15 protein-coding genes and 1 other annotated feature (1 of these 16 only partly in view) are annotated in these 14,532 nt (G+C 50.3%); of the genes, 8 read left to right on the forward strand and 7 right to left on the reverse strand.

The window, feature by feature from the left end; all coding sequences use genetic code 11:
• Positions 1-12: a sequence feature (ribosomal protein L20 leader region), on the reverse strand; it reaches 135 nt to the left of the window's first position.
• 80 nt (positions 13-92) lie between these two features.
• Entirely contained in the window at positions 93-1,331 is a 1,239-nt protein-coding gene (locus MKY82_RS27240) for a glycosyltransferase family 2 protein (protein ID WP_071222667.1), read from the reverse strand.
• Between the two features lie 285 nt (positions 1,332-1,616).
• The gene (locus tag MKY82_RS27245) at positions 1,617-1,766 is read right to left on the reverse strand and encodes a hypothetical protein (protein ID WP_194544338.1); all 150 of its coding nucleotides are present in this window, start codon (positions 1,764-1,766) and stop codon (positions 1,617-1,619) included.
• Between the two features lie 230 nt (positions 1,767-1,996).
• Here MKY82_RS27245 and MKY82_RS27250 point away from each other — a divergent pair, with 230 nt between their 5' ends.
• Entirely contained in the window at positions 1,997-3,124 is a 1,128-nt protein-coding gene (locus MKY82_RS27250) for a glycosyltransferase (RefSeq protein WP_220684048.1), read from the forward strand.
• A 117-nt stretch (positions 3,125-3,241) separates the two neighbouring features.
• On the opposite strand, the gene trmB is transcribed toward MKY82_RS27250, so the two are convergent.
• Both trmB and MKY82_RS27260 read right to left on the reverse strand, forming a co-directional pair.
• Entirely contained in the window at positions 3,242-3,955 is a 714-nt protein-coding gene (trmB, locus tag MKY82_RS27255) for a tRNA (guanosine(46)-N7)-methyltransferase TrmB (protein WP_194544340.1), read from the reverse strand.
• A gap of 188 nt (positions 3,956-4,143) precedes the next feature.
• Positions 4,144-4,326, reverse strand: a complete 183-nt coding sequence (locus tag MKY82_RS27260; RefSeq protein ID WP_194544341.1) for a hypothetical protein — start codon at positions 4,324-4,326, stop codon at positions 4,144-4,146.
• Positions 4,327-4,632: 306 nt separating this feature from the next.
• Here MKY82_RS27260 and MKY82_RS27265 point away from each other — a divergent pair, with 306 nt between their 5' ends.
• From MKY82_RS27265 to MKY82_RS27280, 4 genes are all read left to right on the forward strand, one after another.
• Positions 4,633-5,586, forward strand: coding sequence for a TIGR01212 family radical SAM protein (locus MKY82_RS27265; RefSeq protein WP_113060005.1), 954 nt, complete (start codon positions 4,633-4,635; stop codon positions 5,584-5,586).
• Positions 5,586-6,176: a class I SAM-dependent methyltransferase gene (locus MKY82_RS27270; RefSeq protein WP_071222662.1), complete on the forward strand. Its 591-nt coding sequence runs from the start codon at positions 5,586-5,588 to the stop codon at positions 6,174-6,176. The genes MKY82_RS27265 and MKY82_RS27270 overlap by 1 nt, the downstream gene beginning before the upstream one ends.
• 74 nt (positions 6,177-6,250) lie before the next feature.
• Positions 6,251-7,219 (forward strand): type I phosphomannose isomerase catalytic subunit, encoded by a 969-nt coding sequence (locus tag MKY82_RS27275; protein ID WP_194544342.1) that lies wholly within the window; start codon positions 6,251-6,253, stop codon positions 7,217-7,219.
• Positions 7,220-7,276: 57 nt separating this feature from the next.
• On the forward strand, positions 7,277-8,248 hold the full coding sequence (locus MKY82_RS27280; RefSeq protein WP_339294774.1) for a lysophospholipase: 972 nt from the start codon (positions 7,277-7,279) through the stop codon (positions 8,246-8,248).
• A 202-nt stretch (positions 8,249-8,450) separates the two neighbouring features.
• Here MKY82_RS27280 and MKY82_RS27285 read toward each other — a convergent pair whose 3' ends face one another.
• The 3 genes from MKY82_RS27285 to recQ form a co-directional block, all read right to left on the reverse strand.
• A complete protein-coding gene (locus tag MKY82_RS27285) occupies positions 8,451-8,627 on the reverse strand; it encodes a hypothetical protein (RefSeq protein ID WP_194544344.1) in 177 nt (58 codons plus the stop codon).
• Positions 8,628-8,832: 205 nt separating this feature from the next.
• Positions 8,833-10,608, reverse strand: coding sequence for a B12-binding domain-containing radical SAM protein (locus MKY82_RS27290; RefSeq protein WP_339294775.1), 1,776 nt, complete (start codon positions 10,606-10,608; stop codon positions 8,833-8,835).
• Positions 10,609-10,712: 104 nt separating this feature from the next.
• Positions 10,713-12,596 (reverse strand): DNA helicase RecQ, encoded by a 1,884-nt coding sequence (recQ, locus tag MKY82_RS27295; RefSeq protein WP_339294776.1) that lies wholly within the window; start codon positions 12,594-12,596, stop codon positions 10,713-10,715.
• Positions 12,597-12,783: 187 nt separating this feature from the next.
• On the opposite strand from recQ, the gene MKY82_RS27300 reads away from it, so the two are divergent.
• The 3 genes from MKY82_RS27300 (at position 12,784) to MKY82_RS27310 (ending at position 14,516) form a co-directional block, all read left to right on the forward strand.
• Positions 12,784-13,557, forward strand: coding sequence for an AraC family transcriptional regulator (locus tag MKY82_RS27300; RefSeq protein ID WP_339294777.1), 774 nt, complete (start codon positions 12,784-12,786; stop codon positions 13,555-13,557).
• Positions 13,558-13,659: 102 nt separating this feature from the next.
• A complete protein-coding gene (locus MKY82_RS27305) occupies positions 13,660-14,121 on the forward strand; it encodes an SRPBCC domain-containing protein (protein WP_339219530.1) in 462 nt (153 codons plus the stop codon).
• Positions 14,122-14,153: 32 nt separating this feature from the next.
• Complete coding sequence (locus MKY82_RS27310) at positions 14,154-14,516, forward strand: VOC family protein (RefSeq protein WP_216530627.1); 363 nt, start codon at positions 14,154-14,156, stop codon at positions 14,514-14,516.
• The last annotated feature ends 16 nt before the right edge of the window (positions 14,517-14,532 follow it).

The raw sequence follows: 14,532 nt of genomic DNA on the forward strand, positions 1-14,532 counted from the left end.
CTGCTTGCAATCAGATATTCTGTTTAACAGACTACGATAGTATAACAGGTCATCCTATCTTCTGTCAACACAGATGCAATATAAATATTGGATTAGCCTTGTTTGCTTTGAACTTCTTCAAGGCGTACAACCCGGGTGTGCTCCGTATGACTCCACTGCTTGTTGTTCTGCGTGAAGAACGCATACACCGTGATAGGATACCACGACAGCAGGTAAATCGGGAACAGCACCAGATACATATACACTTTCTTGTATTTCACTTTCTCCAGAATCATCGCGATCATGAACGTGAACACATTCGCCGCGATCGCTGTAAAACTAAGCCAGAGCGGTAAATATCCATACAGGTTCGCGATATTCGGACCATCGAAGAATGAGCTGTCAACCCATATGATGGCCGTCAACAAGAAAGTCAGCAGTACGATGTAAACGTTGACTCCGTACAATGCCAAGTCCAGCTTCACGAGGCTGCGTTCTTTAATGGCACGCCACAGCAGCGGGAAGAAATAACGACGGGCAACCGTAAAGTGACCCTGCATCCAGCGCAGACGTTGTCTGGCGGAAGCCTTAAACGTAAGCGGCTTTTCGTCAAATACCTTCGCGTCATAGTTGAACTTCGGATACACGCCGCGCATAACGCTGCGCATCGTGAACTCCAAGTCCTCAACCAGACTGGTTGCACCCCAGCCGATCTCCTTCAAGAGATTGGTCTCAAAGCACATTCCCGTACCGCCGAGGAAGTTCGCCATGTTCAGATTGCTGCGGGAGAGCTGCCACAAGCGGTTGATATACCAGTAAGATACCCCGTAAGAGGCAGTGATCCAGGAATCCTCAGGATTCTTGGTATCGATATATCCCTGGATAACTCTTGCTCCAGAGCAGAGATCATTGTTCATTTCGTTCAAGAAATTCGGAGCGGCCAGATTATCCGCGTCAAACATGACAACCGCATCATACTGGCGCGGCATTGCCCAGAGCTCTTTCAGCATCCACTCGATGGCATAACCTTTGCCTCGGAGATTCTGATTCGTGCGCACGCATGCGTTCATCCCGTGGGCACGGACGATCTCTGCAGTACGATCTGTACAGTTGTCGCAGATGACAAATACGTCGTACAGATGCTTCGGATAATCAAGCTGTTTCAGGTTCTCCATTAATGCACCGACAACCTGTTCTTCGTTGTGCGCAGCAACTAACACTGCAAATGATTTATTGGGTTCAAACTGTTGTTTCTTTTTTCTTTTGACCAGACCAAACAAAGAGAATACGAACTGGTACACACCCACCGCGGCCAAGAATAGTTGGAGCGCGATAAAGATGGCGTCTGTCATGATTCTCCGTTACCCCCTTTTTATAACCCGAGAATGTTTGTTATTTTTTTCTCTCTAAGTTTTTCGCTTTTTTTGTTGTTGCTATGACCCTGTGACTTGTGTCTGTCCTTCTAGTAGCCTCGGTGCCGCGGGGCAACTTCGCACGTCATACACGATTTTCCACACTTTTGAATCTTTTGTCAAAACCGTGGAATGCTCTAATTTACGGAAAAACTTCGTAAAAGAGCTCAGCTTGCAATGTCGTTTGCCAGCAAGCTTCGTTTCAAACGGCTTTAGTTCTTATTTTCATCCGTTTCCTTGCTTTTTATTTCTCTTGGCTGCCCATTTTTTCTTTTTCGACTTGTCCGCCAATAAATAAACGCAACAGACACCCAAAAAGTTTTCGTTTTTCATTGCTCTTTCTCTAATAAACTTTTTGATGTCCGTTTGAATCATTGTAGCGGCATCTCATACTCAAGTCAAAAGACCACGGACCCTGATTTTCTACAAAATGCGCGCTGCTGACTAACTCCTTAAGTAGCAAGGCGCCAGCGAGAAGTTTGCCGAACAAAGTTTCCGTTTCCGGGACCAAAGTCCCTGAAACATAAGTGGAGAACGGTTGATTTCTTTTCCCAAAGTCGATATGTTAAAGTTAAAGAATAACGCTGCAGAACGGGTGAAAAGTAGTGGCTAAAAAAAGAGTCTTGCTGTTATCTGAAGGGTTCGGTGCAGGCCATACACAGGCCGCTCATGCACTCTCCAGCAGCCTGCGCCAGTTATCGCCTAGCGTACAGACCAAAGTTCTCGAGCTCGGGAGCTTCTTGAACCCTAAAATCGCTCCACTGATCATTTCGGCCTACAGAAAGACGATTACAACTCGCCCGAGATTGGTCGGGTACATGTATCGCCATCAAAAGTCCTTTAATCGCTTTACGGCTTTAGCACTTCACCGAATGTTCTATACAAGCACCAAAAACGTGGTTAGACAGCTCAAACCCGACATCATTGTTTGTACCCATTTTATACCAAGTGCGGTCATCTCGCGTTTGAAACGACTGGGCATCGATGTGCCTCTGTGTACCGTTATTACCGATTATGATGCTCACGATACATGGATCAGTCCAGAGGTCGACCGATATTTCGTGTCCACGCCGGAGGTGAGGCGAAAGCTGCTCAATCGCGGGGTGTCCCAAGCCAAAATTCAGGTTACCGGCATTCCGATCCATCCCGACTTCTGGACGCATCCGAGCAAGAAGGAAATCAGGGAACGATTTCATCTGTCCGATATGCCTACCGTGCTTGTAATGGGCGGAGGCTGGGGCATCATGAATGACGAAGTGGTGCATGAATTTCTGACCCGATGGCGCGACGAAGTCCAGATCATATTTTGCCTCGGCAATAACGACAAGGGACGCGAGGAGATGGAGAACAACCCCCGGTTCCAGCATCCGAACATCCGGATTTTGGGCTTTACGCGCGAGATCGACAAGCTGATGGAGGTGTCGGATTTGCTCGTTACGAAGCCAGGCGGGATGACATGCACCGAAGGCTTGGCCAAAGGAATCCCGATGCTGTTTCATCAGCCTCTTCCGGGACAGGAAGAAGAGAACTGCCAATATTTCACCGCGCAAGGTTTGGGCGAACCTATCCATTCGCTGGATGTTCTTGCCAACTGGATGAACAAACTGCTTCATCAATACGATGTGATTCAACAGCAACGGGCGCAAAATTTGCGAGACATCGAGCGATTCCATCCGATGCAAAGCGCACGCAGCATCATCGACATGCTGGAAAACGAAAAGGTGTACTCCTAAAGAGGGAGCACACCTTTTTTTGCGCCGTTGTCCGCAAACACGTCATCGAATTGATAGATTTCCTACTATTATAATAGATGCAAGCGCTATCATCGAAGAAACTCTACCATATAGACGTTATTTACCGTATTTTTCAAGACGATTCTTATGGTAGGAAGCAAGTGCTTCCTTGCCAACAATGGCCTCGCAGCGATGTATCTGCATACCTTGACCGACGAATTTCGTCTCGTACTCAGTCATCACGTGTTCTTCGTTCAGTCCGTCCCGGTGCAGATCCAGCGAAATATTCGTCATTTGCAAACCATAATCGGCAAATGCATTCAGGGAGAACTCAAAAAGCGTAACCGAATCGGTCTTGAAATGAATTTCCCCGCGCTCGTTCAGGATCTGGGAGTACTTGTCCAAAAAACGCGGATGCGTCAAACGACGGCGGGCATGCTTGGATTTTGGCCACGGATCGCTGAAGTTTAAATATAAACGTTCGATCTCGCCGGGTTCAAAAACCTGCTCGACATTCTCGATATTAAACAGCGCCAGCTTCAAATTCGGCGGGGTATCGACACCGTCCTGAGCCCAGACATTGCGTCCCTTTTCGCTTGCGCGGCGAATCAGCTCGTCGTACATGTCCACCCCGATAAAATTCACATTCTGATGTTTGTAACTCATCTGGCTTATAAATTGACCTTTGCCCATGCCGAATTCGACATGGATCGGGAGGTCATTGCCAAATAATGAAGCCCATTTCCCTCTATATTGACCGGGGTCCAAAACGACCAGGTCTTCCTGCTGCTCCAGATTTTCCCGTATACCTTTTCTTCCGCGTAAACGCATGTCATACCTCCGAAACTTTCCAAGTAAATTTAGAATGATATCCCGATACTGCATTTATTGTGACGAAGTTACTCCCAAAAGTAAAGCCCCATAGAAAAAGGAACCTATACTCTGCTTAACGCAAAGGCTTAGGTTCCTCTTTCTTATATTTGGAATTGGGGTTCCGCGATGGTTAAACTGTGAATAGTCTACCTTTCATTCGACGTAAATTCAAACGTCTTCTCAAAGGCGGCCCGAATCTTGCGACGTGCCGAAGCCTTCACGTCCTGGTTGGAGTTAAACTCCACGCCAGTAAGGGCTAAAGCTTCGTTCGGGGTAAGCTCCACAGCGATTTTGTCTCTACTGTCATTCTTTACTGTCGATGAATTCATTCGTAATCACCTCACGGTATTATTGTATCCATGACGTCACACAAATATGAATCCTATCCGATATATACCCATGCCAAAATTGCTTGAATCATATTTTTATTTTTCTACTTTAAATATACCAATTATATGCAATTCATTCAAGTAACAACATCTTAATTAGGCTTGAAGACCTGTATATAACGCAAAGTTTTATTTTTTGTTACAATGGACATATCTGCTTAAGGATAAGTTAAGTAAAACATGTATACTTTGAGGCACGGCAATCCCTGTCTCTATTCATCTTATGCGGCTATAAAAGGAGCACACATGAGTACATCACTTAGACCCGCCCCAACATTATGGGGCGACAAACGATTTCATACATGGAATTACGAGATGCGCAGCCAATTCCAGGAAAAAGTATTCAAGGTTATGCTGGATGCGGGCTTTACGTGCCCGAACCGCGACGGCACGATTGCCAAGGGCGGGTGCACCTTCTGCAGCGCCCGCGGCTCCGGTGATTTTGCCGGACGACGGCGGGACGATCTTGTTACCCAGTTCAACACCATCCGGGACCGGCAGCACCAGAAGTGGCCGAGCGCCAAATACATCGGTTATTTCCAAGCCTATACCAACACTTATGCTCCGGTAGAGGAGCTTCGGGAGTACTATGAAGTCATTCTGCAGCAGCCGGGCGTTGTCGGTTTATCGATCGCTACACGCCCGGATTGCCTGCCAGACGACGTCGTGGAATACTTGGCCGAGCTGAATGAGCGAACCTATCTCTGGGTGGAAATGGGCCTGCAAACGATCCATGATTCCACCTCCGAGCTGATCAACCGTGCCCATGATACCGAATGTTATCTGGAAGCGGTCGAAAAGCTGCGCAAGCATAACATTCGTGTCTGCACACACATCATTTATGGCCTTCCGCAAGAGGACCACGAGATGATGCTCGCCACCGGCCGAGCGGTCTCCAAGATGGATGTGCAGGGAATCAAGATCCATCTGCTGCACCTCATGCGCAAGACGCCGATGGTGAAGCAATATGAGGCGGGGCTGCTACGGTTCCTGGAACAGGACGAATATATCAGCCTTATCGTAGATAGCCTGGAGTTTTTACCTCCCGAAATGATCGTGCACCGTCTGACCGGAGACGCTCCACGGGATCTCTTGATCGGACCGACGTGGAGTCTCAAGAAGTGGGAAGTGCTTAACGGCATTGACGCCGAGCTCAAGCGCCGCGATACATGGCAGGGTAAATTGTGGGGGGGATCCTGATGGGCTTCCTCTCGGTTTTGAGTTTTGCTCACAAGCTCGTGTCCGAAAGGCTGCGGCCTGGAGACATTGCGCTGGATGCGACGGCGGGAACCGGGGCCGATACGCTGTATCTAGCCAAATGCACAGGTTCAAAGGGCAAGGTGTACGCTTTTGATATTCAGGAACAGGCGCTGCAACTGACTCGTGATCGGCTTGATAAGGAACCGCCTGGCACCCTTGCGGAGGTTACCCTTCACCATCAGAGCCATGCCCTTATGGGAGAATGCGTTCCTGAGTGCGAGCATGGCCGTATGGGTGCGATCATGTTCAATCTCGGTTACCTTCCGGCAGATTCATCAGATAAACGGATCATGACGGAAACCGCCAGCACACTCACGGCTCTGGAAGCTGCCATCGAGCTGCTCCGTCCCGGCGGCATTATCACCATCGTGCTGTACCCGGGCCATAAAGGCGGCGATGCCGAAGCGGACGCCGTGCAGGCCTGGGCGGCTGAATTGCCCCCGCACAAGGTGCAAACGATATTGTATCGTGGTCTTCAGCGTTCCGAAGCGCCATATCTCATTGCACTGGAACGGAAGAAGCCGATATGATATAAGTTCTAGGAGAGGTCCATGCACTTACATCCATAGAATATTCCAAACATGATGAAAGGTAGATGATTACTATGACAAAACCATATCCATTATTGTTCCAACCCGAATTTAAAGAGCGTGTGTGGGGTGGCCGTGCCCTGGAGCAATTCGGCCTGGATATTCCTGAAGGACATATCGGAGAAGGCTGGATGATCGCCGACCACCCGAACGGCACGACCAGCATTGTGAACGGTGAACTTGCCGGTCGCGGCCTGGATCAGGTTCGGGAGCAATTTGGACGGGAGTGGTTTGGCAGCAAGGGATTCTCCGAGGTTAACGGACGGTTCCCCCTGCTGATCAAGCTGCTTGACTGCAATGACAACCTCTCCGTTCAGGTGCATCCGACCGATGACTATGAGGGGCTTCCGAAAGGCGAGCTGGGCAAGACAGAAATGTGGTATGTGCTGGATGCGAAGCCGGACGCCAAAATCATATACGGTCTGAAGGAAGGCGTTAGCCGCGAGACGTTGAAAGAGGCCATGGAAAACGGCACGGTTATGGACCAGCTGCAAGAAGTGTCCGTAAAAGCCGGAGACACGTTCTACATACCTGCCGGTACGGTGCACGCCCTATGTGCTGGCGTTGTAGTGGCGGAAATTCAGCAAAATTCGGATACAACCTACCGGATTTTCGATTATAATCGACCAGGTCTTGACGGTAAGCCGCGCGAGCTTCATATCGAGGACTCCTTGAACGTGACGGCCTACGAAGGATCCGGCGCGACCACAATGAGCACGGAAGGAACCGCGCCTGGAGAATGGCTTGAGCTTGCCAAATCTCCCTATTTTGTTGTCGAGAAAGGCGTTGTTAACGGTGCCTGGTCCTTGTCCACTTCCGCGGAAAGCTTCACGATCGTCGTGGTATGCGATGGTCAAGGAACCCTCAGCTGGGATAACGGCTCCATTGAGTATACGTCCGGACAATGCTTCCTGCTGCCAGCTAACCTGGGTGCATATACGCTGGACGGGCAATCTACGGTTCTTCGTTCATATCTTCCATAAACAGGGTATAAAGTATTGAAATAAACCATTCGTTTTTGTGGAGGTGTTAGGCCTGAAATGCAAACCGACACGTTTACGATGCTGAATACGCAGGGCATGCATGTTTTTGTATATCAATGGCTGCCGGAGCCGGACCATCCCGTTCGTGCCATCGTGCAAATTGCGCATGGCATGTGCGAAACCGGCATACGATACGAGGCGCTTGCTGAGTTGCTTACAGCACACGGTTACGCTGTGTACTGCAACGACCATCGGGGTCATGGACAAACGTCCGGCCTTACACTTCTCGGCGATGCCGGGGAAGACGGTTTCGAAGGAATGATTGAAGACCTGCTGCTTCTTGCTTCCGAGCTTAAGAAGCGCCATGCCGGTGTTCCACATTACTTGATGGGTCACAGCATGGGGTCTTTTTTGACCCAAAAGATCATGTGTTTGAACGGCGAATTATTCGACGGATTCATTCTGTCCGGCACCAATGGTCCACAGGGACTGCTGGCGTTCGGTTTGAATCTGGCAGCGGTACAAATGCGCCTTCAAGGAAACACGCACCGGAGTCTGATGCTGAACGCCATCGTGTTCGGCCCTTACAACAAAGGTTTCGGCCCTATTCGCACTCCATTCGATTGGTTGTCCCGGGATGAAACGGAAGTGGATAAGTATATCAACGACCCCTATTGCGGTCAGGTATGCAGCGCTCGTTTCTTCCGTGATTTCTTCAAGCTGCTGTCCCAGATCCATAAACCTCAATTGATGGAATGCCTTCTAAAGGATAAGCCGGTCTACATTTTCTCGGGCGAGGATGATCCGGTCGGACACCGCGGAAAAGGCGTACGGCGTTTGATCGAAATGTACCGGAAACATGGCATCCAGGATCTTGAATACCGTTTGTATCCCGGCGGCCGCCACGAAATGCTGCATGAAATCAACCGGGATGAAGTTGCGGCACATGTTCTCGACTGGCTAGAACGGCACACCTCGGAATCGCATGGGACAGCAGACGACGCCGCGAGAATCGAAACCCGTATGTAAAAGAATGTTGCAGGACGAATTAAAAAGGGGGTGTCCCAAAAAGGTCGATTAACCTTTTGGGACACCCCCTTCTCTGTTGTGACGCTGTGCATATCCACCCTTAACCTAAAATTCCTTAGTAAATGGAAACCTTTTTAATTCGACAAGCTATCCGCCAAGTAAGTAAACCTACTTAACAGAAAGCCCAGCCCCTTTCAGCCCCTTACTCTTCCTCGTTCGGCGTGCGGTCGATGATCAGCTGCGTGACCTCGGTATACTCGCCATGATTTACTTCATCCTCCGTAGCCTCTTCGCGCAGATCATCATTGGTTTCCATACCCGGCGCAATGGTTGGCTCATCCTGCGGATGCTGTTCCCGCCCCATCTGTTTCCCGTTCATAAACATCCCCTCCTCATCGGTTGATGCGATTAGAATTCCGATCCTCAGGGTGTTTTATTCCGGGACGCCCAGGTTACGGTCCGTTACGGCAACGCAGGGATCATCTTCACGGCTCCAGTCCATGCCAATCCCTATAAGAAAGGTATTTCGCCAAAACGGCAAGCCGCTCACATCAAGTTCCGGTAAGAGTTGTCCTTCGCTAACTCTACTTTGCCTGCTTCGCTAACTCCACAGGCATCGTATAGTACTGCGGCTGTCCTGTTTCGTTCTGCTGGTACAATACCAACAGCATCGTTGCATGGTCCGCGCTGTCCGGAAATCCGGTGCCGCCCTGGATGGCATCGCTGAGGTTAAACGGCAGCACCTCAATCATCGCATGTTTCTGCAGATCGCGCTCCGTGATCCCCAGATCGGCAAAACCGTCGGACAGGGCCGCAGGCTCCTCTACGATTTTGCGGACATTGGCGGTCCATTGCGCTTTATCCTGGGTATGATCCCACCATATTTTCCGCGGCTTATACTTATGGCCCAGGAAATAATCAAACTTCATGAGACCGGAGACAACGTCCATATGCGAGGTCTTCCGATCTTCAAGGAAAGCCGTTAAACGCGTGAACAGATCCTCGAGCTGATGGCCGATTTTTTGCCAGCCCTGTCCTTCCCAGTAGTCTCCAAACTCTTGGAAGAAATCAAACGGCGACGTAAACTCATGCTTCATCAAATAATTCAGGGTGTGGTCCATCCGGTGCGCATTCCAATACTTCTCCAACACATCCTCCAGCCTCTTCAGTCGGACGATATCCGAGAACGGTAGCACGTCGCTACCGAGGATCTCATACGGAGCATGGTCCATGTAGGTGTAATTATACTTGTCCGCATCGATCCGCAGCCCGGTTCCGCGGAGCATCTTCAGGAAGCCTAACTGCAGTTCCTCCGGCCCAAGCGCAAATACATCGTTAAACGTTTTGCGGAACGTATCGTAATCCTCTTCCGGAAGACCTGCAATCAAATCCAAATGCTGATCGATCTTGCGGCTGTCCTTGATCATGGTTACCGTGCGCGACAACTTGGTGAAATTCTGGCGACGCTTTACCAGCTCGTTTGTCGGGTCGTTGGTCGATTGCACCCCGATTTCAAACCGAAAAATGCCGGGAGGCGCATTTTTCGCCAAATAATCCAGCACCTCGGGACGCATGATATCCGCCGTGATCTCAAACTGGAACACGCAGCCGCCATGATTCTCGATAAGAAACTCGAACATTTCAAGCGCGTAATCCCGCTTAATGTTAAAGGTGCGGTCTACGAACTTGATCAATTTTGCTCCGTTCTCGATCAGGTAGAGAATATCCGCTTTAGTCCGTTCAATGTCGTAGTAGCGAACCCCCACCTCAATGCTCGACAGGCAGAACTGGCAGCTGAAGGGACAGCCCCGGCTGGTCTCAAAATAGACAACCCGCTTCCCGAGATGCGGGATATCCTCCGGAAAACGATGCGGGGAAGGCAGCTCTGCCAGAATGCTCTTCGGTCTTCCGGGATTCACAATGACTTCATCCTGCTTGCGGTAAGCCACGCCATAAACGAAATGATACTTCCGGTCCCCTTCAATCGTTTGCAGCAAATGGTGGAAGGTCTCCTCGCCTTCACCCATAACGATAAAGTCGACATTGTGCAGCCGTTTCATCCAATACTCCGTATCGTAGGATACTTCAGGTCCGCCCAATATGATCGTGACCTCCGGCATAATCTTCTTCACGATATCGATCACTTTAATCGTTTCTTCAATATTCCATATATAACAGGAGAATCCGATCACATCCGGCTTGCGCTGGAACAGGTCGGAGACGATATTCATCACAGGGTCCTTAATCGTGTACTCCGTCAGTTCGATATCGAAATCCTTCTCGCTGTATGCCTTCAGGCAGCGAATGGCTAAAGAGGTATGAATGTACTTGGCATTCAAGGTTGATAGTATGACTTTCATGGTAGGGTCCACTTTCTTTCTACATAATGTAAATTTATTAACCGAACGGTTTATTCTGAGTGATGGAACGGGAAAAAGCCATGATTTCCGCCTGTCATGCAAGCCTATTCTTCATAGTCAAACAGATCGTCCCCGTCATTCGACGCACTCTGACCATTCAGGAAGAATTCCAGGAACGGACGGCCATATTTACGGAATTTCACTTCCCCGACCCCTTTGACATTCAGCATCTCATCCTCGCTCTGCGGACAAACCACACTCATCTCACGCAAGGTTGCGTCGTTAAAAATGATGTAGGACGGCACATGCTCTTTGCTTGCCAGCTCACGCCGAATCAAACGCAGCTGCTCGAACACCGTCTCGTTGACGGCTGACGACGAATAATCACGGCGGCTGCCGCTTCGCTGGCTGCCTGCGGCTTTGGAAGGACGCGGAACGCGCTGCATCACTTCGCGCTGGCCTTTTAACACATCGGCGGCCTCGCTCTGCAGTTTCACGACAGGGTATTGGCCTTCCGTCAGCGCCAGGAACCCTTCCGAGATGAGCACATTGATCGTCTCGGATATCTCCTTCTCGGTCCGATTCGACATCACGCCATAGGTCGGAAGGCGGTCAAAGCCGTACTCCAGCACTTTTTTCGCCCGGGAGCCCTTCAGCACCGAGGCGACCGTGGACACGCCAAAGCGTTCGCGCATCCGGTGGATGCATGAGAAAATTTTCTGCGCATCCACCGTGATATCGACAAGTTCCCGGTCATCCGTGCAGGAGCTGCACGTACCGCAGGGCTTATCTTCGTGTTCTTCCCCGAAATAATCCAGCATCGCGCTCCTAAGGCACCTTGTGGTGTAGCAGTAATCGATCATCTGCTGCAGCTTCCGGTAGTCGTTCTGCTTGCGCTCGCCCTCCTGGGGATTCTGTTCAATCAGGAATTTCTGGGTCATGATGTCCTGGGCGCTAAACAGCAATATGCACTGGCTGGGCTCGCCATCCCGACCGGCGCGACCCGCTTCCTGCACGTAGGACTCCATATTTTTCGGCATATTGTAATGAATGACATACCGGACGTTGGATTTATCGATCCCCATGCCAAACGCGTTCGTTGCTACAATAACGCGAATATCGTCATAGAGGAAAGCCTCTTGGCTCTCCGCCCGCTCCGCGTCACTCATGCCGGCATGGTATCGACCCGCTAGAAGCCCCTTAGCTATAAGGCGCTGGCATAAATCATCGACCTCTTTGCGAGTGGCGGCATAGATGATTCCTGGCTGGTGGGTATGCGAGGCCGCATAGTCCAGAACGAACTCCCGCTTGTTCTCACCGCGAAGCACCGACATCTCCAGATTGTCGCGCCCAAGGCCCGTTACGAACACCTGCGGCTGTTCCAGTCGAAGCAGACGCTGCATGTCTTCCATAACTTCTGGCGTGGCCGTGGCCGTAAAGGCCGCCACGATCGGACGGTTCGGGAGCCCTTTAACAAAAGGAGCCACCGAGAGATAGCTGGTCCGGAAATCATGCCCCCACTGGGATACGCAGTGAGCTTCATCGACAGCCACAATCGAAATGTCAAGACCTGCCATCTCCTCCCGGAACCAATCCAGTTCAAGCCGTTCCGGGGCGACATATAACAGCTTCAATTCTCCGCGCTTGGCCGCACGTATGCGATCGTTCACTTCCTTGCCGCTGAGCGTGCTGTTGATATAGGCAGCGGCCACACCCGCTGTCGTAAGGGCATCCACCTGATCCTTCATCAAGGAAATCAAAGGCGATACAACCAACGTGAGACCCGGACACAGGAGCGCCGGGATCTGATAACAGATCGATTTGCCTCCGCCCGTCGGCATGATCCCGAGCGTATCTTGACCCGCCAGCAGACTGGCGACGATTTTTTTCTGGCCCTCCCGAAAATCAGGATAGCCGTAATATTTCTGCAGATAATCCCGCGCTGTATCCATATTCATCGATTCTCTATCATTTGTTTCCACATTCATGGATAAAAACTCCTTAATTCTCCTTGGTTTTCCGTTTCGAAAAGCCCGTATCCTTTAAGTTTAACGGCCTTTCCATGAATGGGCAACCGAATCGTAGAAGGAAATTGCATTCGACGAAGAGAACTTCATAAATGTGGAAAAAGGCATGCTATCATGTAGAGCCCAAAAAGTGAAGTTGGTGATCCTAATGAATGACGCACATACGGAAGCCGTAAATCAAACCATTCAATATATGAAGGAGCATCTGGACGAGCCCATGACGACCGAGCAGCTCGCCGATCTTGCGGGATACAGTCCCTACCATTTCTCCAGAGTATTCAAGCGAGTAACCGGCATATCGCTCAGGCAATACCTGTCCGCGCTCCGGGTTGAATCCGGCAAAATCGAGCTCCTTCAAGGTCCTTCCCTGCTCGTAAAAATCGGAATGCGTATCGGTTTGGCAAGTCCCGGCACCTTCAATACCCGCTTTAAGCAATTTGTCGGCCTGTCTCCAAAAAAGTTCCGCACCACCACCGAGTCCCTGCATCGTTACGTGAATCAATATGAGCACAAGCCATTAACATGGGCAGAGGAAGAAAGACATGCTCTGCCCCGGATTCATTGCCGGATCGAAGCTCCCGAGGCGTTCCGCGGCATGATTTACGTTGGTCTGTTCCCAAGACCCGTGCCTGATCAGAAGCCCGTCTCCGGTACGGCGGTCAACCTCAAGAACCGGACCTGTACTTTAGCCGGCATACCAACCGGAACGTATTATGTGCTGGCAGCGGGCATCCCCTGGAGCCTTAATCCCCGGGATTATTTTCTGCTGAGCAAATCCTTGCGCGGCAAGCGGGAGGAGCCTGTCCATATCGACGAAGAAACCGATCTGGCCGTAAACATCACCTTGCGCGAGCCTCTGCCCTATGACCCGCCGATTGTTGTGAATCTACCTCTGCTCTTATTCGAGAAGGATCGGAAATAACAGCGCAAGGTAGAAGAATTTTTGAATCGCATGTCCCTTTATAATGGAATTGCTGGAAGCGTTAGTACGGAACAATGAGCACTATAGATTGGAGGAATAGACATGACCATTATTCAAGAAACCATAATTCAGGCCGACGTGCAGCTCCTCTGGCGAGCATGGACGGAGTCTGCAAGGATAACCGAGTGGTTTGCGCCGGCTGCTGAAATTGAACCGAGGGCGGGCGGAAAGTTCGAGCTTTATTTTAACCCGGCTAATCGTGAATCGATGTGCACCGCGGGCTGCACCATTTTGCAGTATGATGAACCGCATACCCTCGTGTTTGAGTGGAAAGGACCCGATCCCTTTGCGGAAACGATGAATCAGGGGGAATTAACTGAGGTCAAGGTGTCTTTTAGACCTGAACAGGACGGCGGCACGAGAATTACCTTAGAGCATACGGGCTGGAAGGATACCGAGGCGTCACTGCAAGCCCGGGAATGGCATGTGGATGCATGGAAAGGCATGCTGGCCAGCTTAAAATCCAGCATCGAATCCGGTGAAGGCATTCTATGCTGCCAGTAAGACAACCCATGGATTAGAGGAGAAGAGGAACTATGCCCAATCTTTGTGTTCTATCGATCAATGTAAGTGATATGGATCAAGCGACGCGATTTTATTGTGATATTCTGGGATTCGAAATTTCCAAGGTGTATGATGATCAGATCATCAGTTTGAAACATGAAGGCGTTTCCCTTGTTCTGCAAAAATGCGACCGTCCTACGAAAACCGATTACCCGCATGAAGCTCAGGTTATTATCGGACTTGAGACGGCTGATGTAAGCGCGGCGATTGCGAACTACAAAACGCAGGGTGTAGAGGTCATCTTTGATACACCGCAGCCGTGCCCTCCCGGTCTATACAGCGCAATCCGGGACCCTTTTGGGAATGTAATTGAACTGCTGGAATTTACGGAGTAATCATGCCGTTTGAGAA

The organism is Paenibacillus sp. FSL W7-1279, assembly GCF_037969845.1.
Lineage (GTDB): Bacteria > Bacillota > Bacilli > Paenibacillales > Paenibacillaceae > Paenibacillus_AQ.